24 protein-coding genes and 1 pseudogene are annotated in these 24,618 nt (G+C 65.8%); 12 read left to right on the top strand and 13 right to left on the bottom strand.

Annotated features, from left to right (window positions below):
• Positions 1-64 precede the first annotated feature (64 nt).
• Together smpB and ACWPN5_RS11020 are read left to right on the top strand one after the other, a co-directional pair.
• A complete protein-coding gene (gene smpB / locus ACWPN5_RS11025) occupies positions 65-511 on the top strand; it encodes an SsrA-binding protein SmpB (protein WP_145686347.1) in 447 nt (148 codons plus the stop codon).
• A 29-nt stretch (positions 512-540) separates the two neighbouring features.
• Positions 541-1,569 (top strand): class I SAM-dependent methyltransferase, encoded by a 1,029-nt coding sequence (locus tag ACWPN5_RS11020; RefSeq protein WP_492295408.1) that lies wholly within the window; start codon positions 541-543, stop codon positions 1,567-1,569.
• Positions 1,570-1,617: 48 nt separating this feature from the next.
• Here ACWPN5_RS11020 and hemB read toward each other — a convergent pair whose 3' ends face one another.
• The 3 genes from hemB to ACWPN5_RS11005 form a co-directional block, all read right to left on the bottom strand.
• Positions 1,618-2,631, bottom strand: a complete 1,014-nt coding sequence (gene hemB / locus ACWPN5_RS11015) for a porphobilinogen synthase (protein WP_200476855.1) — start codon at positions 2,629-2,631, stop codon at positions 1,618-1,620.
• Positions 2,632-2,693: 62 nt separating this feature from the next.
• On the bottom strand, positions 2,694-3,542 hold the full coding sequence (locus ACWPN5_RS11010; RefSeq protein WP_492295407.1) for a metallophosphoesterase family protein: 849 nt from the start codon (positions 3,540-3,542) through the stop codon (positions 2,694-2,696).
• A gap of 25 nt (positions 3,543-3,567) precedes the next feature.
• Positions 3,568-4,536 (bottom strand): diacylglycerol/lipid kinase family protein, encoded by a 969-nt coding sequence (locus ACWPN5_RS11005; protein WP_145686338.1) that lies wholly within the window; start codon positions 4,534-4,536, stop codon positions 3,568-3,570.
• A gap of 167 nt (positions 4,537-4,703) precedes the next feature.
• On the opposite strand from ACWPN5_RS11005, the gene ACWPN5_RS11000 reads away from it, so the two are divergent.
• The 8 genes and pseudogenes from ACWPN5_RS11000 to ACWPN5_RS10965 all read left to right on the top strand — a co-directional run bounded on the left by ACWPN5_RS11000 (position 4,704) and on the right by ACWPN5_RS10965 (position 12,414).
• On the top strand, positions 4,704-5,780 hold the full coding sequence (locus ACWPN5_RS11000) for an enoyl-CoA hydratase/isomerase family protein (RefSeq protein WP_145686336.1): 1,077 nt from the start codon (positions 4,704-4,706) through the stop codon (positions 5,778-5,780).
• A 392-nt stretch (positions 5,781-6,172) separates the two neighbouring features.
• Positions 6,173-6,646 carry a MarR family winged helix-turn-helix transcriptional regulator gene (locus ACWPN5_RS10995; RefSeq protein WP_014240398.1) on the top strand — a complete coding sequence of 158 codons (474 nt, stop codon included), beginning with the start codon at positions 6,173-6,175 and terminating at the stop codon, positions 6,644-6,646.
• 333 nt (positions 6,647-6,979) lie between these two features.
• A complete protein-coding gene (locus ACWPN5_RS10990; RefSeq protein ID WP_145686334.1) occupies positions 6,980-7,735 on the top strand; it encodes an ABC transporter ATP-binding protein in 756 nt (251 codons plus the stop codon).
• The gene (locus ACWPN5_RS10985) at positions 7,728-8,450 is read left to right on the top strand and encodes an ABC transporter ATP-binding protein (protein ID WP_145686332.1); all 723 of its coding nucleotides are present in this window, start codon (positions 7,728-7,730) and stop codon (positions 8,448-8,450) included. The genes ACWPN5_RS10990 and ACWPN5_RS10985 overlap by 8 nt, the downstream gene beginning before the upstream one ends.
• A 43-nt stretch (positions 8,451-8,493) precedes the next feature.
• Complete coding sequence (locus ACWPN5_RS10980; protein WP_145686330.1) at positions 8,494-9,708, top strand: ABC transporter substrate-binding protein; 1,215 nt, start codon at positions 8,494-8,496, stop codon at positions 9,706-9,708.
• Positions 9,709-9,814: 106 nt separating this feature from the next.
• Positions 9,815-10,702, top strand: a complete 888-nt coding sequence (locus tag ACWPN5_RS10975; protein WP_038527753.1) for a branched-chain amino acid ABC transporter permease — start codon at positions 9,815-9,817, stop codon at positions 10,700-10,702.
• A gap of 66 nt (positions 10,703-10,768) precedes the next feature.
• A pseudogene (locus tag ACWPN5_RS10970) lies at positions 10,769-11,690 on the top strand (branched-chain amino acid ABC transporter permease).
• Positions 11,691-11,736: 46 nt separating this feature from the next.
• Positions 11,737-12,414: an L-2-amino-thiazoline-4-carboxylic acid hydrolase gene (locus ACWPN5_RS10965; RefSeq protein ID WP_145686326.1), complete on the top strand. Its 678-nt coding sequence runs from the start codon at positions 11,737-11,739 to the stop codon at positions 12,412-12,414.
• 51 nt (positions 12,415-12,465) lie between these two features.
• On the opposite strand, the gene ald is transcribed toward ACWPN5_RS10965, so the two are convergent.
• The gene (gene ald / locus ACWPN5_RS10960) at positions 12,466-13,584 is read right to left on the bottom strand and encodes an alanine dehydrogenase (RefSeq protein WP_145686324.1); all 1,119 of its coding nucleotides are present in this window, start codon (positions 13,582-13,584) and stop codon (positions 12,466-12,468) included.
• Between the two features lie 366 nt (positions 13,585-13,950).
• On the opposite strand from ald, the gene ACWPN5_RS10955 reads away from it, so the two are divergent.
• Positions 13,951-14,517: a phasin family protein gene (locus ACWPN5_RS10955; RefSeq protein ID WP_145676519.1), complete on the top strand. Its 567-nt coding sequence runs from the start codon at positions 13,951-13,953 to the stop codon at positions 14,515-14,517.
• Positions 14,518-14,595: 78 nt separating this feature from the next.
• On the opposite strand, the gene ACWPN5_RS10950 is transcribed toward ACWPN5_RS10955, so the two are convergent.
• On the bottom strand, positions 14,596-16,131 hold the full coding sequence (locus ACWPN5_RS10950; protein WP_492295406.1) for a bifunctional metallophosphatase/5'-nucleotidase: 1,536 nt from the start codon (positions 16,129-16,131) through the stop codon (positions 14,596-14,598).
• A 154-nt stretch (positions 16,132-16,285) separates the two neighbouring features.
• On the opposite strand from ACWPN5_RS10950, the gene ACWPN5_RS10945 reads away from it, so the two are divergent.
• Positions 16,286-16,999 (top strand): type 1 glutamine amidotransferase, encoded by a 714-nt coding sequence (locus ACWPN5_RS10945; protein WP_492295405.1) that lies wholly within the window; start codon positions 16,286-16,288, stop codon positions 16,997-16,999.
• Between the two features lie 3 nt (positions 17,000-17,002).
• Here the strand turns inward: ACWPN5_RS10945 and ACWPN5_RS10940 are convergent, their stop codons facing one another.
• The 8 genes from ACWPN5_RS10940 to ACWPN5_RS10905 all read right to left on the bottom strand — a co-directional run bounded on the left by ACWPN5_RS10940 (position 17,003) and on the right by ACWPN5_RS10905 (position 24,608).
• Positions 17,003-18,613 (bottom strand): NTP transferase domain-containing protein, encoded by a 1,611-nt coding sequence (locus tag ACWPN5_RS10940; protein WP_492295404.1) that lies wholly within the window; start codon positions 18,611-18,613, stop codon positions 17,003-17,005.
• Between the two features lie 15 nt (positions 18,614-18,628).
• Positions 18,629-19,348 carry an XdhC family protein gene (locus ACWPN5_RS10935; protein WP_492295403.1) on the bottom strand — a complete coding sequence of 240 codons (720 nt, stop codon included), beginning with the start codon at positions 19,346-19,348 and terminating at the stop codon, positions 18,629-18,631.
• A complete protein-coding gene (locus ACWPN5_RS10930; protein WP_114859690.1) occupies positions 19,345-19,659 on the bottom strand; it encodes an XdhC family protein in 315 nt (104 codons plus the stop codon). Before ACWPN5_RS10930 ends, ACWPN5_RS10935 begins: the two co-directional genes overlap by 4 nt.
• A complete protein-coding gene (locus tag ACWPN5_RS10925) occupies positions 19,656-20,855 on the bottom strand; it encodes a vWA domain-containing protein (RefSeq protein WP_492296379.1) in 1,200 nt (399 codons plus the stop codon). The genes ACWPN5_RS10930 and ACWPN5_RS10925 overlap by 4 nt, the downstream gene beginning before the upstream one ends.
• 8 nt (positions 20,856-20,863) lie before the next feature.
• On the bottom strand, positions 20,864-21,796 hold the full coding sequence (locus ACWPN5_RS10920) for an AAA family ATPase (RefSeq protein ID WP_492295402.1): 933 nt from the start codon (positions 21,794-21,796) through the stop codon (positions 20,864-20,866).
• A 145-nt stretch (positions 21,797-21,941) separates the two neighbouring features.
• The gene (locus ACWPN5_RS10915; protein WP_492295401.1) at positions 21,942-22,376 is read right to left on the bottom strand and encodes a hypothetical protein; all 435 of its coding nucleotides are present in this window, start codon (positions 22,374-22,376) and stop codon (positions 21,942-21,944) included.
• Between the two features lie 43 nt (positions 22,377-22,419).
• Positions 22,420-23,745, bottom strand: coding sequence for an AAA family ATPase (locus ACWPN5_RS10910; protein WP_492295400.1), 1,326 nt, complete (start codon positions 23,743-23,745; stop codon positions 22,420-22,422).
• A gap of 68 nt (positions 23,746-23,813) precedes the next feature.
• Positions 23,814-24,608: an FAD binding domain-containing protein gene (locus tag ACWPN5_RS10905; protein WP_492295399.1), complete on the bottom strand. Its 795-nt coding sequence runs from the start codon at positions 24,606-24,608 to the stop codon at positions 23,814-23,816.
• Positions 24,609-24,618: the final 10 nt, after the last annotated feature.

Raw genomic sequence — 24,618 nt, 5'->3', positions numbered from 1 at the left:
ACGGCAGCACCCCGCCCCAGGGAAAGGAGGATCCGTGGCCGCCCGCGAGCCCGAACCAAGGCGCATGGCGGCACAGAACCGCCGCGCACGCTTCGACTATTTCATCGAAGACACCATGGAGGCCGGTCTGATCCTGACCGGCACAGAGGTGAAGTCGTTGCGCGGCGGCCGTGCCAGCATCAACGAGGCGTACGCCGGCCTCAAGAACGGGGAACTGTACCTGTTCAACGCCTACATCCCGGAGTACGGGCAGGCGGGACGCTGGCTTCAGCACGAGACCAAGCGCCCGCGCAAGATGCTGGTGCACCGCCGCGAGCTGAGCAAGCTCATGGGCGCCATCAAGCAGAAGGGGATCACGCTGATCCCGATGACCGTCTACTTCAACGACCGCGGCATCGCCAAGGTCGAGGTCGGTCTCGCCACGGGCAAGAAGAAGCACGACAAGCGCGAGTCCGAGAAGGAACGGTCGTGGCAGCGCGACAAGGCGCGCCTGATGCGCGACAAGGGTTGAGGAACCAGGGGATAAAGGGAAAAGAGCCTGTGAGCCGATTGTCCAACCGCGCGACCGACCGCGATTCCACCGTGGCCGGCGTCGCCGCGGAGGCCCTGGCCGACCGCCGCCCGCAGGGCCGCATCCTGGTGGCCGGCGACACCGACGGCGCCATGGAAGAGGCCCTGACCGAGGGCGGGGCGGAGGTCGTTTCCTGGCACCGCCTGGGGCTGGACGGAAAACCGGCCGCGCCCTGGCCGGCGGACGGCGCCTTCGACGGCGCGGTCCTGCGCCTGCCGCGCGGCTGGGCCGCCTTCGAGATGGCGCTGCACGCCCTGGCCGCACGCCTGCCGGCGGGAGCGCCGCTGTGGATCGCCGGCAGCAACGACGAGGGCATCACCTCCGCGCCGAAGCGATTCGACGGGCTGGCGGAAGGCGTGGAGACGCTGACCATCAAGCGCCGCGCCCGCCTGCTGGAAACCCGCCGGACCAGCGATTCGGCCAAGGGCAATCTGGAGGATTGGCGGGAGACCGTCGCCTTGCCGCTACCGGGGCGTGACGGGGCGCTCGATCTGGTGTCCTACCCCGGCCTGTTCGCCCATGGCCGTCTCGACACCGGTACGGAATGCCTGCTCCAGGTCCTGCCGGAGATCGCGGCGGGCACCGCCGTCCTGGACTTCGGCTGCGGCGCCGGGGTGATCGCCCGGGCGGTGCGGGAGCGCACGCCGGACGCCCGGCTGACCCTGCTGGACATCGACGCGGTGGCGCTGCACGCCGCCCGCCAGAACGTGCCGGACGCTGAATGTGTGCTCAGCGACGGGCTGGCCGGCCTCGGCGCGCGCGAGCGCTTCGGGCTGATCGTCTCGAACCCGCCGCTCCACCGCGGCAAGGACGAGGATTTCGGGATGCTGGAGGCTCTGGTCGCCGGCACCAAGCAGTATCTGAAGCTGCGCGGCTCGCTGGTCGCGGTGACCCAGCGGACGGCGGGTGTGGGCAAGCTGTTCAAGACGGCCTTCGGCCACGCCGATCTGCTTCTGGAAACGCCGCAGTTCCAGGTGTGGAAGGGCACGCCGAAGTAACGGAAGAGCGAGCGGGGCCGTGCCGCAGCGCGGCCCCGCGGGGAAGGGTCAGCCTTCCTGCAGACGCCGCGCCGCATCCACGGCGCCATAAGTCAAAATCGCGTCGCAGCCGGCGCGCTTGAAGCCGGTCAGGGTCTCCAGCAGCGCCTTGTCGTAATCCAGCCAGCCGTTCTGCGCGGCGGCGCGCAGCATCGCGTATTCGCCGGAGACGTGATAGGCGAAGGTCGGTACGGCGAAGGTGTCCTTCACCCGGCGGATGACGTCCAGATAGGGCAGGCCGGGCTTCACCATCACCATGTCCGCACCCTCCTGGAGGTCGAGGGCGACCTCGTGCAGGGCCTCGTCGGTGTTGGCGGGGTTCATCTGGTAGGTCTTCTTGTCGCCCTTCAGGAAACCGCCGGAATTCACCGCGTCGCGGAAGGGGCCGTAGAAGGCCGAGGCGTATTTGGCGGCGTAGGAGCAGAGCCGCACCAGTTCGTACCCATGGCTGTCCAGCCGGTCGCGGATCAGGCCGATGCGCCCGTCCATCATGTCCGACGGGGCGACGATGTCCACGCCGGCGTCGGCCTGCGACAGCGCTTGCCGGGCCAGCACCTCGACCGTCTCGTCGTTCTGGATGTAGCCGTCGCGCATCAGCCCGTCGTGGCCGTGGCTGGTGTAGGGGTCCAGCGCCACGTCGCCCAGGATGCCGACATGGGGCACGGCGGCCTTCAGCGCGCGGATGGCGCGGTTCATCAGGTTGTCGGGGCGGTAGGCCTCGGCCGCGTCCTCCGACTTGCCCTCGGCGCCGACGACCGGGAACAGGGCGACGCAGGGGATGCCGAGGTCGCCGGCCGCGGCCACCGCCTCGGTCAGCAGGTCGATGGTCAGCCGCTCCACGCCCGGCATGGAGGCCACCGGCACCCGCTGGTTCTGCCCCTCGATGACGAAGACCGGCCAGATCAGGTCGTCCACGGTCAGGCGGTTCTCGGCGACGAGGCGGCGGGTCCAGGCGTCGGCGCGGTTGCGGCGAAGCCGGGTGCGCGGGAAGGACGCCGGGGACCGGAAATGCGAAGCGGACATGCGGGGACCTGATGTGCTCTTAAAACTTGCGGCGCGATCCTACGCCGCATGGCCGCCGCGACTCAAGCCGCACCGCTCACAGGTCTGAATCCCGAGTCCTGCATCTCCATGACCCAGCGGTGGCCGTCCTTGCGCCATTGCGAGACGAGGCCGCCGGTGAAGGCCGCCCCCTCCCACGACCGCACCTCGAAGGTGACGCGCGGCGGTTCGATGGCGATGAGGTTGTAGGCGTTGGCCTCGTTGCGCAGCCGCGTGGAGGTCGCGGTGGAGGCCTGGGCGACCAGGATGGAGCGGGCAACCTGGGTGTGGTGGGTCATGATGTCGCCGGAATAGGCACGGTGCAGGTGCCCGGCCAGCAGCAGGTCCACCCCGCAGCTTTCCAGCGCCGGCAGGGCCAGCTTGTGCCGCCCGACCAGCTTCGTCTTCGGGGCGTCGGGCGGCGGCAGGAAGGGGTGGTGGGTGAACAGCACCTTGAAGACGGTGTCCGGCACCTCGCAGAACACCTCGCGCACGCGCTTGATCTGGGCCTTGTTCATGCGCCCTTCGGAGAAATCCGCGATGACCGAGCGCGCCGTGTTGATCCCCAGCACGGCGATTTCCGAATCGATGTGGAAGGGGCTGAGGTCACTGGTGATGTAGCGCTTGTAGTTGCCGAACGGGTCGAGGAAGCGGCGCACCACGTTGTAGACCGGAATGTCGTGGTTGCCCGGCACGACCAGATAAGGGAAGGGCAGCTTCTCCAGGAAGGCCCGCGCCTCCAGGAAATGGCGGGCCTTGGCGCGCTGGACCAGATCGCCCGAGATGACGATCAGGTCGGGCTGCGACGCCGTCAGGTCGGCCAGCAGGCCGTCGACCACCAGCGGGTCGATCCGCCCGAAATGCAGGTCCGAGATGTGGGCGAGCTTCTTCACGACACCTCCCCGGCAGTCATTCCCGTCACGCGCCGTCGCCTTCCGGCACCGCCTTGGGCAGCAGGACCTTCAGCGCCTTATGACGGATGCGGTAGTTCAGCGGCGGCTCCATCTGCAGGATTTCGCCGTCGTTGACCATCTTCAGCCGCCTCCGCCGGCTGTGCACCGTCAGTTGCGTGGCCGTCAGCGTTTCCAACTCCTCATCCTGCTGCCAAGTTCCGAGCACGGTTCGCCCCATCAGCCGCAACAGCCCCCACGGGTCGCGCTGCCGCGCCACATAGACGCCGAGCTTGCCGGAATCGAGCGTGTTGCGGCGCAGGAGCATGCTGCCCGCCTCGCCGTCGAAGGGGTTGTTGGACACCACGAGGATCGGTGTGCGCACGCGGCGCGGCCCTTCGCCCCAGTCGATCCGCACGTCAAGAAGAGGCAGGCGACGGAAGGTGCGAACCATGGCCAGCGCCATCGCCGGCCATTTCAGCAGGCGGTGCCGCTTGCGCTTCTCCTCGCGCTCCTGAACCACCTGGGGGTAGAAGCCGAGGACGGAGCTGTTCAGATAGACCTCGCCGTTCACCTCCGCGACGTCGATGCTGCTCACCTCCCCGGCGGCCAGGGCCTCGTACGCCTCGTCGAGGTCAAGCGGGGTCTTCAGGTCGCGCGCCAGCAGGTTCATGGTGCCGAGCGGCAGGATGCCCAGGATCTTGCCGGTGGGCAGGATCATGTTGACCGCGGTGTGGATGGTCCCGTCGCCGCCGCCGACGATGACCAGTTCCGCGTCGGACTCGATGGCCTTGCGGATTTCCGATTCGCAGTCGGCCGGCTCCACCGCGGTCAGCGACACCTCCGCCCCGTGCCGCTCGAAGGCGCTGCGGATCGCCGCCACCGTGTCGTCGATCGGCTGTCCGGCCAGCGTTCCCGCGGACCGGTTGAGGATGATGGCCGTCTTGCGGCCCGCTCCTTCCTGACGTGACGCTTGCGCTGCTGAGGCTGCCATCATGGAACTGTCCCGCTCATGACTGTGGGTGCGGCAACGGCTGAGGCCGGGGCGGTGTTCCGCGACGCTGCGCTGCGAAACCGCGGTTTGACACGCCGCCCGCCGCCCGTATCATCGCTCGAAACCAACAAATCCGCCCCACAAACGAACAAATGGAAACGACCGGAACCATGAGCGAACCCGCCCAGCCCCAGATCGCCGAAATCCTGTTCGAACGCCGCGGCTCCATCGGGCTGGTGACGCTGAACCGCCCGAAGGCGCTGAACGCCCTGACTCTGGGCATGATCCGCCTGTTCGATCCGCAGCTGCGCGCCTGGATCGCCGATCCCGAGGTCAAGGCCATTGTCGTGCAGGGCGCCGGAGAGAAGGCCTTCTGCGCCGGCGGCGACGTGGTGAACCTGTACGAGACGGGCAAGGCCGCCAAGGCGGGGCAGGGTGACGGCGCGTCCATCCGCGCCTTCTTCAGCGAGGAGTATGTCCTCAACCGCCTGATCCACACCTGCCCGAAGCCCTATGTCGCGCTGATCGACGGCATCAGCATGGGCGGCGGCGTCGGCCTGTCGGTGCACGGGTCGCACCGGATCGTGACCGAGCGGACGATGTTCGCGATGCCGGAGACGGGAATCGGCCTCTATCCGGATGTCGGCGGCACCTATTTCCTGCCGCGCCTGCCCGGGCAGGTCGGCGTCTGGCTGGGCCTGACCGGCGACCGGCTGAAGGCGGCCGACATGATCGAGGTCGGCGCCGCCGACGCCTTCGTCCCCAGCGCCAAGCTGGAGTCTCTGATCGCCGAGCTGGCCGACGGCGTGCCCGCCGACGAGGCGGTCGCGCGCCATCGTGAGGAGGCTGGCGAACCGCCGGTCGCCGCCAACCGCGCGGCCATCGACCGCTGCTACGCCCACGACGCGGTGGAGGCCGTCGTCGCCGCCTTGGAGGCCGAGGGCACGGAGTGGGCCACCGGCCAGCTCGCCACGTTGAAGCGGGTGTCGCCGACCAGCCTGAAGGTGACGCTGGAGGCGTTGCGCCGTGGCGCCCGGCTGGACTTCGACGGCTGCATGATCCAGGAGCTTCGCCTCAGCCTCGCCTTCCTCAAGCGCCATGACTTCTACGAAGGCATCCGCGCGGCTCTGGTCGACAAGGACCGGAATCCCCGCTGGTCGCCGGCCACTCTCGCCGATGTGACGGCTGAAGAGGTCGCCGGTTACTTCGCCGAACCCGTTGGCGGGGATTTGCGCTTTACCGAATGAAGAGGTGTGTTCCCCTTTATTGCACCCAGGACGTGCAAGGATGCGGGCACATTCCGTGTGTTTCTGCGTTAGTATCAGGGAAATCCTTGCGGGACTTGTCTCAAACCTGACGGTTGTTATGGAAGGTCGGGTGGGACGGGTCGGCTTGCCGCCCGGTTCGCCGGGCGGGAATGCCGCCGGGATGCCCGGATTCCGGGCACATTCCGGCACGCGACGGGGCTTGGCACGGCAGGACGGGGGAATTCCGCAGGGCCAGGCTGTTCTACAACCCGGGCTGTGCTTTTGGGGCATTATTGAGGTGATTGCCGGACAATGATCGGTTAATCTCCCCTTAAGGACCCCGGAAAGGCCACAGGTCGGCCCATGTCCGGTACGAGCCAAAGGAGACCGCGGTGCGCAAACCCTATTATGAAAGCATCCTCTTGATCGAACGGCTTCACCGCCATTTTCTCGAGGTGCTGAAGACCGAGCTTGACCGGCTCGGTATCCAGGACATCAACAACGTCCAGAGCCTGATCCTGTACAACATCGGCGAGGACGAGATGACCGTCGGCGAGCTGACGGCGCGCGGTTACTATCTCGGCTCCAACGTGTCCTACAACGTCAAGAAGATGGTCGAGAACGGCTATCTCGGGCAGGAGCGTTCGCCGCACGACCGCCGGTCGGTGCGCGTCCGCCTGTCGGAGAAGGGCCTCGATCTCCGCGAGAAGATCAGCCGCATGTTCGAGCGCCACCTGACGGCGCTGGAAAAGGCCGGCTTCAGCGACGAGGAGCTGGTCAAGGCGAACGAGACCCTGCGCAAGCTCGAACGCTTCTGGTCCGCGTCGCTCGACTACAGCGGCTTTCCGCTGACCTCGGCGGCCTGATCCGCGGCTGCCTGAGTCGTATCGGTACCGCGGTTTCCGGCTCCTGCGTCGAAAGAGAAAGGCACGCTTCCGGCCTCGAGTCCGGGGGCGTGCCGCGAGTCGGTGTGCGGCCCTGCGTGGCCGCTTTTTTCATGCCCGCGTTTCGGCCGCCAACTGGGCCCTTTGCCCCTCCGGACTCGCCGTCCGGCAACGCATTGTCGCGCCATAAGTGCTTCCGGATGGACGGGATTAAGTTCTTTCCGTAAGCTGTACGTGTGACAGATTGCTGCTAACCTGAACCAAACAACAGGCGGCCTCGCGGAAGGCTGCTGAAAAACAGGGAATGGGGAGGATATGGCAAGTGACGTCATTCTGGAGACGCGCGGACTGACCAAGGAATTCCGGGGCTTCGTCGCCGTCCGCGACGTCAGCCTGCGGGTGAAGCGGGGGTCCATCCATGCGCTGATCGGTCCCAACGGGGCCGGAAAAACGACCGTTTTCAATCTGCTCACCAAGTTCCTTCAACCCAGCAATGGGAACATCCTGTTCAACGGGCGCGACATCACCGCGGTGAAGCCGGCGGACGTGGCGCGCCTGGGCATCATCCGCTCCTTCCAGATCTCGGCGGTGTTCCCGCATCTGTCGGTTCTGGAGAATGTGCGGGTCGGGCTGCAACGGCCGCTCGGCAACTCCTTCCAGTTCTGGAAATCGGAATCGGTGCTCGACCGGCTGAACGGGCGGGCGATGGAACTGCTGGAGGATGTCGGGCTGGCCGGCTATGCCCACCGGCCGGCGGCGGAGCTTCCCTATGGCCGCAAGCGCGCGCTGGAGATCGCCACGACGCTGGCCCTGGAGCCGGAGATGCTGCTGCTGGACGAGCCGATGGCCGGCATGGGGCACGAGGACATCGACCGCATCGCGGCGCTGATCAAGCGGGTCTCGGCCAACCGCACGATCCTGATGGTGGAGCACAACCTGTCCGTGGTTTCCAACCTGTCGGACTGGATCACCGTGCTGGCCCGCGGCGAGGTCCTGGCCGAGGGGCCCTACGCCGAGGTGTCGCGCCACCCGAAGGTCCGGGAAGCCTACATGGGGAGCGGTCATGCCTGACGGCGCAACGGTGAGGACGGCGATGCTGGAGGTTTCCGATCTCCACGCCTTCTATGGCGAGAGCCACGTCCTGCACGGGGTCAACCTGGAGGTCCGCCAGGGCGAGGTGGTGACCCTGCTGGGCCGCAACGGCGCCGGGAAGACGACCACCATGCGCTCGATCATGGGAATCGTCGGCAAGCGCACCGGCTCCATCCGTTTCCAGGGACAGGAACTGATCGGCATGGCGCCGCACAAGATCCCGCGCCTCGGCATCGGCTATGTGCCGGAGGAGCGCGGGATCTTCGCCTCGCTCAACGTCGATGAGAACCTGACCCTGCCGCCCGTCGTGAAGGACGGTGGCATGACGGTTCAGCAGATTTACGAGCTGTTCCCCAACCTGCAGGGCCGGGGCTCGACACAGGGCACCCGCCTGTCGGGTGGCGAGCAGCAGATGCTGGCCATCGCGCGCATCCTGCGCACCGGCGCCACCATGATCCTTCTCGACGAACCGACGGAAGGGCTGGCCCCCGTCATCATCGAGCAGATCGGGGTGGCGGTGCGCAAGCTGAAGCAGCGCGGCTTCACCGTCCTGCTGGTGGAGCAGAACTTCCGCTTTGCCGCCACCATCGCCGACCGCCATTACATGATGGAGGAAGGTCATGTGGTGGACATGATCCCGAACAACCAGCTCGCCGCCAACATGGAGAAGCTGCACACGTATCTGGGTGTCTGAATCAACAAGCAGAAACGCTCGAATTCGAACCGGGAGGAATGGAATGATTGCACGTCTGCTTGCCGGAGCGGCGCTCGCCGCGCTGGCCGTCGGTTCCGCGCAGGCCCAGCAGGGCAAGATCTCCGGCGACGTCGTGAAGATCGGCGTCCTCAACGACCGCTCCGGCCTCTACGCCGATTTGGGCGGCGAGGGCTCGGCGGTCGCCGTCCGCATGGCGGTCGAGGAGGTGGGCGGCAAGATTCTCGGCAAGCCGATCGAGGTCGTCTCGGCCGACCACCAGAACAAGCCGGACATCGGCTCCAACCTCTCCCGCGAATGGATCGACCGCGACGGGGTGGACGTCATCGTCGACGTGCCGAACTCCGGCGTCGCCCTGGCGGTGCAGGAGGTGACGCGCGAGAAGAAGACGATCTTCCTGATGCAGGGGCCGGCGACCTCGCGCCTGACCGGCGACGCCTGCTCGCCCACCGGCTTCCACTGGGCCTACGACACCCGCGCGCTGGCCGTCGGCACCGGGCAGGCCATCGTGAAGGAGGGCGGCAAGAGCTGGTTCTTCCTGACCGCCGACTACGCCTTCGGCCACCAGCTCGAAACCGACACGGCGGCGCAGGTGAAGAAGGCCGGCGGCACGGTCGTCGGCGCGGTGCGTGCGCCGCTGAACACGGCGGACTTCTCCTCCTTCCTGTTGCAGGCGCAGTCGTCGGGCGCGCAGGTCATCGGCCTCGCGAACGCCGGCGGCGACACCATCACCTCCATCAAGCAGGCGTCGGAGTTCGGCCTGACGCAAAGCGGGCAACAGAAGCTGGCCGGGCTGCTGATCTTCCTGTCGGATGTGCACGCTCTGGGGCTCCAGGTCGCGCAGGACCTCGTCCTGACCACCGGCTTCTACTGGGACATGGACGACGAGAAGCGCGCCTGGTCGGAAAAGTTCAAGGCCAAGACCGGCAAGATGCCGACCATGGTGCAGGCCGGCAGCTACTCCTCGGTGAAGCACTATCTGAAGGCCATCGAGGCGGCGGGGACCGACGACGGGCCGACCGTCGCGGCCAAGATGAAGGAGATGCCGGTCAACGACATGTTCGCCAAAAACGGCAAGATCCTGCCGAACGGCCGCATGGTCCACGACATGTATCTGGCCCGCGTGAAGAAGCCCAGCGAGTCCAAGGGGCCATGGGATTATTACGAGATCATCCGCACCATCCCTGGCGACGAAGCCTTCGCCACCATGGCGGAAAGCGGCTGCAAGCTGCCGGGCTGACCCCCGCCCGCCCCGGCGTTCCGTCCACCGCCGCGTGCGGGGACGGGCGCCGGGGCGATCACCCGCCGCGCAGAACGGTCGGAGAAGGGCCGGAGGCGAACCGCACATGTCCACCATTTTCGGCATCCCGCCCCAGGCGCTGTTCGGGCAGCTTCTTCTGGGGCTGATCAACGGGTCCTTCTACGCGCTGCTCAGCCTCGGGCTGGCCGTCATCTTCGGCATGCTCAACGTCATCAACTTCGCCCACGGCGCGCTCTACATGCTGGGGGCCTTCGTGGCGTGGCTGCTGCTGACCACGGCGGGGATCGGCTACTGGTGGGCGCTGCTGCTGGCGCCGCTGGTCGTCGGCGCCTTCGGCGTGGTGTTGGAAAAGACGCTGCTCAGCCGCCTCTACAAGCTCGACCATCTCTACGGGCTGCTGCTGACCTTCGGCCTCGCGCTGATCGTGGAGGGGGCGTTCCGGCATTTCTACGGCGTGTCGGGCCAGCCCTACCCGATCCCCGATCTGCTGCGCGGCGGTCAGAATCTCGGCTTCATGTTCCTGCCCAATTACCGCGGCTGGGTCGTCGTCGCCTCGCTGGTCGTCTGCCTCGCCACCTGGTACGCCATCGAGCGGACGAAGCTCGGCGCCTACCTGCGCGCCGCCACCGAGAATCCGGTTCTGGTCCAGGCCTTCGGCATCAATGTGCCGCTGATGATCACGGCCACCTACGGGTTCGGCGTGGCTCTGGCCGGGCTGGCTGGCGTTCTCGCGGCGCCGATCTATCAGGTGTCGCCGCTGATGGGCTCCAACCTGATCATCGTCGTCTTCGCCGTGGTGGTGATCGGCGGCATGGGGTCGATTCTGGGGGCGGTGCTGACCGGATACGGTCTGGGCCTGTTGGAAGGCCTGACGAAGGTGTTCTATCCGGAGGCGTCCAACATCGTCGTCTTCGTCATCATGGCCGTGGTGCTTCTGATCAAGCCCGCCGGCCTGTTCGGGCGGGAGAGGTGACCCATGGCGACCGAGATTCACGCCGTCCGCCGCGAAACCGCAGCCCCCGCCACCGGAAGACCGGCCATGCCGGGCCTGCTGGCCCTGGCCGTGCTGCTGCTGGTCCTGATCGCCGCGCCCTACGTGCTGTACCCCGTCTTCGTGATGAAGGTGCTGTGCTTCGCGCTGTTCGCCTGCGCCTTCAACCTGCTGATCGGCTTCGCCGGTCTGCTGAGCTTCGGCCACGCCGCCTTCTTCGGCGGGGCGGCCTACATCACCGCCCACACGGTGAAGGTCTGGGGGCTGCCGCCGGAACTCGGCATCCTGCTGGGGACGGCCTTCGCCGCGACTTCTCGGTCTGGCCTTCGGCGCGCTGGCGATCCGGCGGCAGGGGATCTACTTCGCCATGATCACGCTGGCCCTGTCGCAGATGGTCTTCTTCATGGCCTTGCAGCTCAAGTTCACGGGCGGCGAGGACGGCATTCAGGCGGTGCCGCGCGGGCATCTGTTCGGTGTGATCGACCTCAGCCAGTCGATGTCCATGTACTACACGGTGCTGGCGGTCTTCTTGTTCGGCTTCGCGGTGATCTGGCGCACCGTCCACTCGCCCTTCGGGCAGGTGCTGAAGGCGATCCGCGAGAATGAGCCGCGCGCCATCTCGCTCGGCTACCGCACCGATCATTACAAGCTGATGGCCTTCGTCCTGTCCGCCACGCTGGCCGGTCTGGCGGGGGGCACCAAGGCCATCGTCTTCCAACTCGCCACTCTGACCGATGTGCAGTGGCAGATGTCCGGCGCGGTGGTGCTGATGACCCTGCTGGGCGGCATCGGGACGCTGTTCGGGCCGGTGGTCGGGGCGGCGCTGGTGGTGACGCTGGAGAATTATCTGGCGGCGAGCAACCTGCCGGTGCCGGTGGTGATCGGCGTCATCTTCGTCGCCTGCGTGCTGCTGTTCCGCCGCGGCATCGTCGGGGAGATCACCGCCCGCTTTGGAAACAAGCGCCCGTGAGCGGGTCTCGCCCGACCGGCCGCCATTGAGTGTGGGGAGACAGCGCATGGCCGGAGTCATTCATTCCTTTTACGAGCACCACCGCGGCGCGATGGAAGCGGCGATGCGGCAACGCCTCGACCTTGCCGAAGGGATGCTGCGCGCGCACGTCGATCCATCCGGCATCGCGGGAATCAAGCGGAAGGTGATGGACGAGTTCGCCATCGTGCTCACGCAGATGCCCTATGTTGGAGGCGCGGAAAGCCGCATGAGCGACTTCTTCATGCGTCTCCTGGGCTTCATGGCCATCAGCCGGGTGCTCCGGCGGCACGGCGTGCCTTTGTCCGTGATCGGCGACATCGAGCGGGATGCCTACAAGGCCCAACTGCTCACCGTGCCCGAAGCGGACCGCCTCGCCGCGGGCGAACAGTTCCTGTCGCCGGAAAACCAAGCCTTTCTGCGCGAGCAGGCGGAGAAAAGCCGCGAAGAGCGGTTTCCCGAGGATTTCGTCTACGACTTCGTCGAGCCGGGGCCGGGGGATGATTTCACGTTCGGCATCAACTACCGAGCCTGCGGTTTCTGCAAATTCGCGGCCCGCCACGGTGACAAGGAGCTTCTGCCGAACATCTGCGGTCTCGACTTCGATGCCTACGCGACACGCGGCATCCATTTGGAGAGAACGCAAACCCTGGCCGGCGGCGCCAGCCACTGCGATTTCCGATTCTCGCCGCTGCGGTCGGCCTGAGCGCCCGTTCCCGGAGGGGGCGATGGCGTCGCCACCCTCCGGGAACGGCATTCAAAGCCGCAGCGCCTCCTCCGCCGGCTGGTAAGCCAGCCCCTGGGCGTCGGCCACCGCCTTGCAGGTGACCGCCCCGGCGTGGATGTTCAGCCCGGCCCGCAGATGCGGGTCGCGGGCCAGCGCCGCGCGGTAGCCCCGGTCGGCGAGCGCCAGCGTGAAGGGCAGGGTGGCGTTGTTCAACGCGAAGGTCGAGGTGCGCGCGACCGCCCCCGGCATGTTGGCGACGCAGTAATGGACCACCCCGTCCACCAGATAGGTCGGATCGGCGTGGGTGGTGGGGTGCGAGGTCTCGAAGCAGCCGCCCTGGTCGATGGCGACGTCCACCACCACGGCGCCCCGCCGCATCCGCTCCACCATCGCCTTGGTCACCAGCTTCGGCGCCTCGGCCCCCGGCACGAGGACCGCGCCGATGACGAGGTCGGCGTCGAGCACATGCTCCTCGATCGTGTCGACCGTCGAATAAAGCGTCTGCAACTTGGCGCCGAATTGCAGGTCCAGCTCCTTCAGGCGGGGCAGGGACTTGTCGATGACGATCACCTTCGCCTCCAGCCCCATGGCCATGCGGGCGGCGTTGGTGCCGACCACGCCGCCGCCCAGCACCACCACCTTGGCCGCCGGCACGCCGGGCACGCCGCCGAGCAGGACGCCGCGCCCGCCCTGCGCCTTCTCCAGGCAATGGGCGCCGGCCTGCACCGACATGCGACCGGCCACTTCGCTCATCGGCGCCAGGAGCGGCAGGCCGCCGCGGGAGTCCGTCACCGTCTCATAGGCGATGGCGACGGCGCCGGAGTCCAGCAACAGCCTGGTCTGCTTCGGGTCGGGGGCGAGATGCAGATAGGTGAACAGGACTTGCTCCCGGCGCAGCATCGCGCATTCCTGCGGCTGGGGCTCCTTCACCTTCACCACCATCTCGGAGCGGGCGAAGACGGTTGCGGCGTCCGGCACAATCTCCGCTCCGGCGGCTTCATAGTGCTCGTCGTCCAGCCCGATGGCGGTGCCGGCTCCCGCCTGCACCAGCACGCTGTGCCCGTGATGCGTCAGTTCACGGACCGAGGCCGGGGTCAGCCCGACGCGGTATTCATGGTTTTTGATTTCCGTCGGCACGCCGATGAGCATGGGCATCCTCCGCGGGTGGGCCGGTGTCGGACCAGGACGGGCAACGCACCGGCTCAGGTTTGCTTGCCCTAGAATTTGGGGACTGCTCGGGCCATCCGCATCTCGCCTACAGCGCTGCCTGGCGATTTTCTTTGGATCGACTAAAACACCGCATGAAATTTGACGCAAAATTCTATGCAATAAATCCTGGTGGAGACTTCTTCGTATCCGCAAAAAAGTAGGTAAGGTTAGTTTTTAGAGTTGTGGAACTATTCTTCGCCACCATGGTATATGGATGCTTGTGTCGCACTGCACAAAAAATCGCGGCACCTAAGAAAAATGGGGGAAGCGTCCGATTCGGACGGAACGAAACCAGGAGCAAGGCAGATGGCTTCAGAGAAGGACGCGCAGACCATCGCGCGCGACACCGCCGCCAAGGGCCGGAATGTTGCCGAGGACACGACCCGCCGCATGGCGGAAACCGCCGCGGAGACAACCCAGCGCGGCGCCGACACGGCCAGCGATGTGATGGGGAAGGCGAGTCAGGTCGCTGGCCAAGTCGCCGGTCAGACCTCCGATCAGCTCAAGCGCATGATGGGTCTGTCCGCGGAAGCGCAGGGCGAGGTCGCCCAGCAGGCCCGCGAGAACATGGACGTCATGACGCAGTGCGGATCCGTGCTGATGGATGGCATGCAGTCCATCATGCGCGAATGGATGGGCTTCGCCCAGGAGGCGATGGCCCGCAACGCCGAAGGCATGAACGCGATGATGCGCAGCCGGTCGGTCCAGGACCTCTACGCGGCGCAGAGCAGCATGGTCAAAGACGAGATGGAACTTCTGCTCAACCGCAGCGTCAAGATTTCGGAGCTGTCGGCGAAAACCGCGAACGACGCGGTGCGGCGGCTGAACGCGCGGGCCGAAGGGGCCGCGCGCCACGCCCGTCGCAGCGCCTGACGCTTCACCAACGATCCATCCTGGCCTTGCGCCCCCGGACCGGCCGGTCCAGGGGCGTTCTTTTTTCGCGCGCTCCGATCACTTCGCGACGATGCGGCCTTCCACCTTCGGGGCGACGGTCTTGTTCGCCTCCACATAGTCCATGACCATCGTCGCCATCAGCACGGCGCCGGAGGCGTCCACCACCGTCCGGCCGCGGGACAGCGCCGCGTAGCCGTCGCCGCCCTTCAGCATGTAGTCGTTGGTCGCCACGCGGTAGGTCTTGGCCGGGTCGAGCGGCTGGCCGCCCACCGTCACCCCGGTCACGCGAGTGCCCGACGGCAGCTTCGGATCGTAGGTGAAGGTCAGGCCCGACACCTGCGGGAAGCGCCCGGCCTTGTCCTCCACCTTCGACACGCCATGCTCCAGCGCGGCCAGAATGTCGGCTCCGGACAGCAGCGTCAGCACGGCGACGTTGCCGAAGGGCATCTCCGCGAAGATGTCCTTGCGGGTCAGCGAACTGCCCGCCGGGTGCAACATGTCGGCGCGGATGCCGCCGCCGTTGGTGATGGCAACGTCGGCCTTCAGCCCGTCGCGCAGCGCGTCGGCGATCAGGTTGCCCATCGTCGTTTCCTGCGAGCGGACGACGTCCTTGCGGCTGTCGAGGTCGGTCTCCGTCCGCCCGATCACGCCGGCCAGCGTGGCGTCGAGCTGGTCGGTGTAGCGCTTGACCAGCGCCCCGACCTCGGCGTCCGGGGCCACCCCGGCGGTCGTGACGAAGCGCCAGCCGGAGGGTGTGACGGTGGTCGCCGGCCCCTTGTCCGTGGCTTTGGTGCTGACCGCCAGATCGATGACGCCGAGATAATGGCCGTCCGCCCCGGCCTTCAGGATCAGGGTCGATCCTTCGTAGAAGCTGATCGGGTCGTGGTCATGGCCGCCCAACAACAGGTCGATGCCCTTCACCTTGACCGCCAGACCACGGTCCTCCGTGATGGTCTGGTGGGTCAGCGCGACCACGACGTTCGCCCCCGCGTCGCGCAGCGCCTTCACCGCCAGGGCCGCGGCGGCCTGCACGTTGGTAAAGGTGGCCTCCGCCCCGCCGCTGGACAGATGCGCGGTCTCCGGGGTGAGGACTCCGAGGAAACCGACCTTGACGTCGCCGACCGTCTTCGTCCAGGTGGCGACCGAACCGGGGAGCGGTTGGCCATCCGGTCCGGCGATGTTGGTGCCGACCCAGGGGAACTTCGATTCGGCGATGCGGGCCTTCAGCACCTCCGTGCCGAAGTCGAATTCGTGATTCCCGAAGCCGACGACGTCCACGCCCATGGCGTTGAACAGGTCGGGCATCTGCGCCCCCCGCGTCGTCCCGGAGAGCAGGGAGGGGGACAGGAAATCGCCGCCGACCGTGGTGAGCGCGCCGGCACTGCGCTGCCGCTCCGCCTTCAGCACCGTCATCAGAGGGGCGAAGCCGCCGCGGCCCTTCACCGGCGAAATCTCGTAGATGTCGTTGAAGTGCAGGAAGGTCACCGTCCCGTTCTGGGCGGCGACCGCGGTCGGGAACAGCAGGGTCGCGGGGAACAGCAGGGCACCGGCAAGGGTGGCGACCCCCGCCAGCGTGCGAATCCGGGTCAGCATCGATCTCGTCTCCCTGGGGAAGTTGAAAGGCTTCCTTCGCGTCCCCGCACTGTACGCCGTCCCGCGGCGTGGCGCATAGCCGCCTTGCATCGCTTGATTTCGCCGCCGTCGCCGCTCATGAACGGGGCATCCGCTTTCACCGACGTGGTCCCCCATGCGCATCCTGGTCGTCCAGAACAACCGAAACGCCCCCGCCGGACTCGTCGGGGACGCGCTGGCCGAGTTCGGCGCCACGCTGGTCACCGTCGCCGCGGACGAGGGGGAGGCGCTGCCCGCCACGCCGGAGGGCTATCACGGGCTGCTGGTTCTCGGCGGACCGCAGGACGCCTGGAACGACGCGCAGGGGCCGCACTTTCCGCAGGTCATGGAGCTGATCCGCGCCTTCGCGGCGGAGGAGCGCCCGGTGATGGGCATCTGCCTGGGCGCGCAGTTGGCCGCCCGCGCCTTCGGCGCCCGCGTCTACCGCCATTCGGTGGCGGAGATCGGCGTCGGCGCGGTCCGGCTGTTCGAAGCCGCTTCGGACGATCCGTTGTTCGGCGGGCTGGCCCCGGAGCTGCGCATGGTGCAGTGGCACTACGACACCTTCGAATTTCCCGAGGGCGCCGTGCCCCTGGCCTGGAGCGACGCCTGCATGCGTCAGGCCTTCCGGCTCGGCCGCAACCTCTACGCCTTCCAGTTCCACCCGGAGGCCGACGCCGCCATCGTCCGCGGCTGGGCGGATAAATTCGGCGTCGACTCGCGTGAGCGCAACCGGGCCGTCCTCGACGGGCTGGACGCGGCGCTGGAGCGGCACCTGCCCGCCGCCGGGGCGGTCGCCCGGACGATCTCCCGCCGCTGGCTGGATCTGGTGATCGAACGGGCCGCCTGAACCTTACCCGCGAAGCTCCGCCAGCAGGTCCGGCGTGTCCACGTCGTAGAGGATGCCGCCGTCCTCCACCGGCACCTCGACCACCTGATCGGCGTGGGTGGCCAGCAGGGTCTTGGCCCCGGCGTCGCCGCTCAGCTTCGCCATCTCCGCGAAGAAGCCGCGGTCCCACAGGACCGGGTTGCCGCGCTTGCCATGGACGGTCGGGACGCAGACGGTCCGGCCCTCCAGCGGGTTGTGGGCGGCGATCAGCCGGTCGATGGCCTGCGGCGTGACGCGCGGCATGTCGCCGAGGCACACCACCACACCGTCGATGTCCGCTGGCAGGGCGGCCAGCCCGGCGCGCAGCGAGGCGCTGAGCCCGTCGGCGAAGGACGGGTTGTGGACGATCGTCAGCGGGCGCCCGGCCAGCGGCGCGGACACCGCCTCCGCCATGTGGCCCGTCACCACCACCACCGGCTTGGCCTGCGAGGCCAGCACCGATTCGATCGTGCGGACGACCAGCGGCTCCCCCCCGACATCGGCGAGCAGCTTGTTGCTGCCGCCCATCCGGCTCGACCGTCCGGCGGCCAGAACCAGTGCGGCGATGCGCGGCGCCCGCGGCGGCTCCACCGCGACCGTGCCGGAACGGGGCAGGGGGCGGCTGGGGATCTCGGCCAGCAGGCCGCCCACCCCCATGCGCATGACGTCGGCCCGCGTCACCGGAATGCCGGCGGCGATGCGCTGGAGCACCCAGTCGAAGCCGTTCAGCTTTGGCGACCGCGCGCATCCGGGCAGGCCGAGCACCGGCGTCTCCCCGATATGCGCGATCAGCAGCAGATTGCCGGGGTCGACCGGCATGCCGAAATGCTCGATCACGCCGCCCGCCCGCTCGATGCCCGCCGGCAGCACGTCGCGCCGGTCGGTGATGGCCGAGGCCCCGGCGATCAGCAGCAGGTCGACGCGCCCCGCCGCCGCGATGGCGTCGGCCAGAGCCGCCTCGCCATGGTAGCAGCGCGAATCGCGGACCAGCCGCCCGCCCATCGCCTCCAGACGCTCCCGCGTCACGGACACGGTCTTGTCGAGCACGCTGTCCTTCACCCCGGGCAGGCGGGTCTGGATCAGCGCGGCGGTCACGGGGCGGAAGGGGGCGACGCGCAGCGCCGGCATCCCGGCGGACGCCTCGACCTCCGCCCCCTCCACGGCGCCACGGGGGGCGGCGAAGGGGATGATCTTGACCGTGGCGACCATCTGGCCGGGCTCGACCGGCGCGAAGGCGGGCAGGGTGGCGACCGTTACGCTTTCGTCGATGAGGTTCAGCGCGTTGATCCGTTCGACATCCGGAACGAACAGGCCGCGCGATTCGGCGAACAGGTTGACGCGGCCGGTGAAGGCGGCGCCGACGGTGATCTCCTGCCCCTTCAAGGCGGCGGCGATGCGGGCCGCCGCCGCGTCCTCCCCCACATCGTCAGGGCCGGGCTTGGCGGCGGTTACCGTGGTAAGGCCGGCGTCGCGCAGCGCGGTCACGTCCTCGGCGCTGAGGACGCGGCCCTTCTTGAAGCTGACGGAGCCGCGGCGGACCGAATGCGCCAGGATGGCGCCTTCCAGCTCCCGCAGGGGCAGCGGGCCGAAAAACATGCTGATGAACTCCTGTCAGGCCGCGCCGGCCTTGCGCCGCACGGCGGTGATCTGGGCCATGACCGACAGGGCGATTTCCGCCGGGGTCACGGCGCCGATGTCCAACCCGACCGGGGCGTGGATGCGCGCCAGCTCCGCGTCGGTCACGCCTTGCTCCTTCAGCCGCTCCAGCCGCTTGGCGTGGGTGCGCCTGCTGCCGAGCGAGCCGACGTAGAAGGCCGGGGAGCGCAGAGCCACCAGCAGCGCCGGGTCGTCCAGCTTGGGATCGTGGGTCAGGGTCACCACGGCGGTGCGGTTGTCGATCGCCAGAGCGGACAGCGCCTCGTCCGGCCAGGACTCATGCAGGGCGACGCCGGGAAAGCGCGATTCCGTGGCGAAGGAGCCGCGCGGGTCGATCACCGTGACGGCGTAGCCGGTCAGCGCGGCGAGCGGGGCCAGCGCCTGGGCGATGTGCACGGCGCCGACCACCAGCAGCCGCAGCGGCGGGTTGTGGGTCTGGACGAACAGCTGGACGCCGTCCTCATCCTCCTCCTCCAAATCGGCGATGAGGCCGGACCGATCCTGGCGCAGCCGCTCCCGCACCTCCTCCAGAAGATCGTCCTCCAGCCCGAAGCCGCCGTGGATGGCGTCCTCGTAGACCAGCGTCTGCAGGCCGGTACCGAGGTCGGTGACCAGGGCCACGGGACGCCCGACCTTGCGGGCGGCGAGCAGCCGTTCGGTGATGTCGCGCTTCATTCCACGGCCTCGACATAGACCTGCACCCGGCCGCCGCAGGCCAGCCCGACCTCCCAGGCCATTTCGTTGCTGACCCCGAACGAGATCATCCTCGGCTCGCCATCCTCCATGGTCTTGCGCGCCTCGTGCACGACGGCCCCCTCGATGCAGCCGCCGGAGACGGAGCCGATCATCGAACCGGCGTCGTCCACGGCCATCTGGCTGCCCACCGGGCGGGGGGAGGACCCCCAGGTGGCGACCACCGTCGCCAGGGCGACCTTGCGGCCCTCCGCGCGCCAGCCCGCGGCCTGCTCCAGAATATCGTCCCTCATGCGGCCTCCTTCAGCCACTTGCGCAGGCTTTCGGCCCGTCGCGGCCCGTCGCGGTTCAGCGCGTCGGCGAGCCCGGCCAGACTGTTCAGGTTGTGGACCGGGCGGAAGTCGTCCACATGCGGCAACAAGGCCCGGATACCGCTGGATTTTGGTGCGAACCCCTCCCACCGCAAGAGCGGGTTCAGCCAGACCAGTCGGCGGCAGCTCTTGTGCAGCCGTTCGGCCTCCGCCGCAAGACCTTCTCCGGCATCCCGGTCCAGCCCGTCGGTGATGAGCAGAACCACCGCCCCCTGGCCGAGGACCCGGCGCGCCCAGGTCCGGTTGAAGGCGTGCAGCGCCGTCCCGATGCGCGTTCCTCCCGACCAGTCCGCCACCGCCGCCGACACGGCGTCCAGCGCCACGTCGACGTCCTTGTGCCGCAGATGGCGGGTGATGTTGGTCAGGCGGGTGCCGAAGACGAAGCTGTGCACCCGGTCGCGGTCGTTGCTGAGCGCGTGCATGAAATGCAGCAGCATCCGCGAATAGCGCGTCATGGAGCCGGAGATGTCGCACAGCACGACCAGCGGCGGCGGGCGCGTGCGGCGGCTGCGCCGCGCCAGATCGGCCAGATCGCCGCCGGAGCGCAGCATCCGCCGCAGCGTCGCCCGCGGGTCCACGCGCGGTCCTTGCGGGTCGGGGCGATGGCGGCGGGTCGTCACCTCGGCGACCGGCAGGGCGATGCGGGTGAGCATCCGCTTGGCCTCGGCCATCTCCGCCGCGGACATCTTCTCGAAATCCTTCTCCTGCAACCGTTCCTGGGCCGAAACGGTGAAGGCGGCGTCCACCTCGATCTCCGACTTCTCCGGCCCCTCGGCCTCCGGCGCGGTGCCGCGCAGCGCGTCGGCGACGCGGCGGGACATCGGGTCCTGGCTGTCCGGCGCCTCCGTGCGGATGGTCGGCAGCATCAGCCCCATCATCCGCTTCAGGATGTCCGGATTGCGCCAGAAGACGTGGAAGGCTTGGTCGAAGACCTCGCGCTGGTCGCGCCGGTTCACGAAGACGGCGTGCAGCGCCCAGTAGAAATCCGCCCGGTTGCCGATCCCGACTGCCTCAATGGCTTCCACGGCCTGGAGCAGCTTGCCCGGTCCGACCGGCAGCCCCGCCGCCCGCAGCGCGCGGGCGAAATGCATCAGGTTGATGGCAAGGCCGCCTTGCATGGCCATTTTCACCGCGCCGTGGAGGCGGCGAGTTCCGTCTTGACCTGGGCCAGGATGCGCGCGGCCTCGCTGCCCTGGATGCGGGCGATGTCGTCCTGGTATTTCAGCAGCGTGCCCAGCGTGTCGTTGATGACCGACGGCTCCAGCTCCAGCTGGTTCAGCTCGACCAGCGCCTGCGCCCAGTCCAGAGTCTCCGCCACGCCCGGCGCCTTGTAGAGGTCCATCCCGCGCAGGCTCTGCACGACGCCGACGACCTGGGCGGCCAGCCGGGCGTCGGCGTTCGGCGCCTTCACCGCCAGGATGGCGCGCTCGCGCTCGGCGTTGGGGTAGTCGACCCAGTGGTAGAAGCAGCGCCGCTTCAGCGCGTCGTGAATCTCGCGGGTACGGTTGGAGGTCAGGATGACGATGGGCGGCTCCGGCGCCGTGACCGTTCCAAACTCCGGAATCGAGACCTGGAAATCGGAGAGGATTTCGAGGAGGTAGGCTTCGAACGGCTCGTCGGTGCGGTCCAGCTCGTCGATCAGCAGGACGGGCGCGCCGGCCGGATCGGGCTCCAGCGCCTGGAGCAGCGGCCGCTTGATGAGGAAGCGTTCGGAGAAGATATCGGCGGCGAGCGCGTCCCGGTCGCGGTCGCCCGACGCCTCGGCCAGCCGGATTTCCATCATCTGCCGGGCGTAGTTCCATTCGTAAACCGCCGCGGCGACGTCCAGCCCCTCGTAGCATTGCAGCCGCAACAGGCGACGGCCCAGCGTGGCGGACAGCACCTTGGCGATCTCGGTCTTGCCGACCCCGGCCTCGCCCTCCAGGAACAGCGGACGCCGAAGCTTCAGCGCGAGGTACAGTGCCGTCGCCAGCGAGCGGTCGGCGACGTAGTTCCCCCGCCGCAGCAGTTCCAGCGTGTCATCGACAGAGGCGGGTGTTGTTCCACTGAGCTGCTTCATAGTATTGAACCGTATCTAAGTCCGTTGATCTCCGCTTAATCATAAAACAACTCCAATTTTATGGTGACAATAGTTTGACGTATAAAATTAAATCATGAATTTTTGCATTTTTTAAATATTTTCATTCCATTTGGATCAAGCTAGCCTAGCGGGGTTTGCAACTAGCACACTTTTTAGTGCTATTTAATAAATGTGCATGAGATGGGCTTGAGTAGATATGACCTCTCGGATTATCAATAAGTGATTTATTGGTAAAGTCAGCCATTAATGCCTTGTCATGAGTGTATAAAACACGAGATTTTGATGTTCTTGCGAGAGCAATTACATGTGTGTCATTTGAGACGCACAATCCCAAACGATTAACTGCATCCTCTTCTTTTTTTATTCGATCATCACAAAGAATATGAGCTTTCCCTTGTTTCACCAGCTCTTTGAAAAGGCGGCTGGCGCTTCCCACCTTTTGGATCTCGGCTGCAAGATGCCCTCCGAATACAGTGTGGCCATTTTTCGAAGCTAACCACTTCATAATTGGCTGAGCCTCGTCGCTAACTCCCCCTTGCTTAGGGAAGGCTAAGCTCAACGCGTTTGCATCTATGATTAAGCACATGATCTTTCTTCAGCCATTAAATGTTGAAAAACCGCCGCTCTTCTTCAAGAAAAAATCTCCTATAACGTGGCGGAGGCTTAATGATATTGCCATTTTCATCGACGCGTATGCGCTTAACTGAAGTTTTCCCGCTCTTGTAGTCGCAAAAGATGAGGGAAATGTTGTCGTTTTTGATTTTTTTTGACATCCTCATGGTCATTAATATTCTGTCCAAGAAATAGTCGCTGTGCGTTTCAACTATAAAAGATTTCCCAGTTGTCGAAACGACATCCAATAGGAAAGTGCCAAATTCAGCCTGAGCCCTTGGATGCAGATGAACCTCCGGTTGCTGAAGTAACAACAGTTCCGCCTCTGTTGGATCTATGCAATCTACAATAATTGGAAGTATCTGGCTAACACCGTATCCAACGTCAGCGATATTTATGTACTTGCTTCCAACTCGGAATCGGATCTGGAACGGGTCGCTTGTAGAATCTCCAAAATGTTTGATCTCAATCTCATCAAATAGACCAGATGCTTTTCCAAAGCGGTCGATCTTTCTCTTTATTTGTGTCCAAGTTTTATTCGCGCTCTGATGTCTATTGACAAGGAATTGAGCCGTATGGCTCCCTACAGACTGCTTCTTTCCATTCATAATTTCATAAGTCCGTTCTGGTTTCGAGCGAACTGGTGCTATTGCAAACGGCCGACGAGCATAATGTGCAGCGATATAACCCATAAGGTAACTAATGCGACGAATAAGCTCATCATTCTCTTCGCTTACTGGCTTCTTTGCATAAGTTGATATGAAGTCACCTTGAAAGAAAGCTCTAAGCACGCTTCCTCCGTAAAGATCGACAATATGAGGATAAATATCCTGCTTTTTTATTGAGAACTCCACGATCACATCACCACTTTTTCTTATCATATACTTCAGAAAACCATTATCCATTTCTGAATACATGAGTTCTATGTCTAAAAAACATACCGACATATTTTTGACAAGCAAACTACCAAATTTCTCAGTTAATTCTGAACGATGCTCGACTTCAAAAGAATCTGGGAAAAATTTTTCATTCTTTTTTGAAGTTCTATTAATTAAGGTAGTAACGAAGCCTAAAGTGATTGGGGCTCCTTCGGTCGTTTGGTAAGATTTTATATTCTTGTAGGCCCCAAAATAGAATGGTTCGTCATTAAATCCAGGTACGCCATTTCCAAAGAATACATCCCAAATCGCTCTAGCACAGGATAAAATTGTGCTTTTCCCTGAGCTGTTCTCGCCCACTAAGACTGTTAATGGACGTATAGGGATCCGAATTTCTTCAGGAAAACAACGGACATTCCCCAGTATAAGCGTGTGCATAGATTGTCCTAGAAAAATTGCGCGATTGAGGAGGTTTTTTGACAACCTCCTCAACCCAATAAGCATATCTAGAGCAGGTTTTCAACCGCGCGCCGCGCCATCACCCGCACCAGATGGGCGCGGTAGTCGGCGCTGGCGTGGATGTCGGCGTTCAGCCCGTCCGCCGACACCGACGCGCCGTTCAGGGCGTCGGCGCGGAAGTCCTGGGCCAGCGCCGCCTCCATGTCGTCCGCTCGGAAGACCGACGGGCCGGCGCCGGTCACGGCCACGCGGACTTCGCTGCCGAACACGGCCACGAAAACGCCGACGATGGCGTAACGGCTGGCCGGGTTGCGGAATTTGGCGTAGGCGGCCTTGTCCGGCTTTTGAAAATGCACGGCGGTGACGATCTCGCCGGGCTCCAGCGCCGTCTCGAACATGCCGGTGAAGAAGTCGTCGCCGGCGATCTCCCGACGGTCGGTCCGCACCGTGGCCTTCAGCGCGACGACCGCGGCCGGGTAGTCGGCGGAGGGGTCGGCGTTGCAGATCGACCCGCCGAGCGTGCCCATGTTGCGCACCTGCCGGTCGCCGATGCCCTCGGCGAGGCTGGCCAGCGCCGGGATGACGCGCTGCACGACGTCGGAATGGGCGACCTGGGCGTGGCGAGTGAAGGCGCCGACGGTCAAGCCGCCGGCCTCTTCCCGGATGCCCTGAAGCTCCGGGATCTGGCCGAGGTCGATCAGGTCGCTCGGCCGGGCGAGGCGCTGCTTGAGCGTCGGCAGCAGCGTCTGCCCGCCGCCCAGCAGCTTCGGGTCCTCGAACCGGCTCTGCAGGGCCACGGCGTCGGCGACGCTCTTGGGGCGGTGATAGGTGAAGGCGTACATGATGTCTCCT

It is taken from the genome of Azospirillum sp. UENF 211521 (assembly GCF_058780535.1).
This window is presented reverse-complemented; position numbering and strand designations above follow the sequence as displayed.

Bases quoted from the DNA above. Each gene is read 5' to 3' on its own strand.
- smpB (WP_145686347.1), top strand. From the start codon at position 65: ATGGCGGCACAGAACCGCCGCGCACGCTTCGACTATTTCATCGAAGAC.
- ACWPN5_RS10910 (WP_492295400.1), bottom strand. From the start codon at position 23,745: ATGCACACGCTTATACTGGGGAATGTCCGTTGTTTTCCTGAAGAAATT.
- ald (WP_145686324.1), bottom strand. From the start codon at position 13,584: ATGCTCATCGGCGTGCCGACGGAAATCAAAAACCATGAATACCGCGTC.
- ACWPN5_RS10905 (WP_492295399.1), bottom strand. From the start codon at position 24,608: ATGTACGCCTTCACCTATCACCGCCCCAAGAGCGTCGCCGACGCCGTG.
- ACWPN5_RS10975 (WP_038527753.1), top strand. From the start codon at position 9,815: ATGTCCACCATTTTCGGCATCCCGCCCCAGGCGCTGTTCGGGCAGCTT.
- ACWPN5_RS11005 (WP_145686338.1), bottom strand. From the start codon at position 4,536: ATGATGGCAGCCTCAGCAGCGCAAGCGTCACGTCAGGAAGGAGCGGGC.
- ACWPN5_RS10940 (WP_492295404.1), bottom strand. From the start codon at position 18,613: ATGTTTTTCGGCCCGCTGCCCCTGCGGGAGCTGGAAGGCGCCATCCTG.
- ACWPN5_RS10930 (WP_114859690.1), bottom strand. From the start codon at position 19,659: ATGAGGGACGATATTCTGGAGCAGGCCGCGGGCTGGCGCGCGGAGGGC.
- ACWPN5_RS10990 (WP_145686334.1), top strand. From the start codon at position 6,980: ATGGCAAGTGACGTCATTCTGGAGACGCGCGGACTGACCAAGGAATTC.
- ACWPN5_RS10925 (WP_492296379.1), bottom strand. From the start codon at position 20,855: ATGCAAGGCGGCCTTGCCATCAACCTGATGCATTTCGCCCGCGCGCTG.
- ACWPN5_RS10965 (WP_145686326.1), top strand. From the start codon at position 11,737: ATGGCCGGAGTCATTCATTCCTTTTACGAGCACCACCGCGGCGCGATG.
- ACWPN5_RS10985 (WP_145686332.1), top strand. From the start codon at position 7,728: ATGCCTGACGGCGCAACGGTGAGGACGGCGATGCTGGAGGTTTCCGAT.
- ACWPN5_RS10935 (WP_492295403.1), bottom strand. From the start codon at position 19,348: ATGAAGCGCGACATCACCGAACGGCTGCTCGCCGCCCGCAAGGTCGGG.
- ACWPN5_RS10980 (WP_145686330.1), top strand. From the start codon at position 8,494: ATGATTGCACGTCTGCTTGCCGGAGCGGCGCTCGCCGCGCTGGCCGTC.
- ACWPN5_RS10920 (WP_492295402.1), bottom strand. From the start codon at position 21,796: ATGAAGCAGCTCAGTGGAACAACACCCGCCTCTGTCGATGACACGCTG.
- ACWPN5_RS10955 (WP_145676519.1), top strand. From the start codon at position 13,951: ATGGCTTCAGAGAAGGACGCGCAGACCATCGCGCGCGACACCGCCGCC.
- hemB (WP_200476855.1), bottom strand. From the start codon at position 2,631: ATGTCCGCTTCGCATTTCCGGTCCCCGGCGTCCTTCCCGCGCACCCGG.
- ACWPN5_RS10945 (WP_492295405.1), top strand. From the start codon at position 16,286: ATGCGCATCCTGGTCGTCCAGAACAACCGAAACGCCCCCGCCGGACTC.
- ACWPN5_RS10950 (WP_492295406.1), bottom strand. From the start codon at position 16,131: ATGCTGACCCGGATTCGCACGCTGGCGGGGGTCGCCACCCTTGCCGGT.
- ACWPN5_RS11000 (WP_145686336.1), top strand. From the start codon at position 4,704: ATGAGCGAACCCGCCCAGCCCCAGATCGCCGAAATCCTGTTCGAACGC.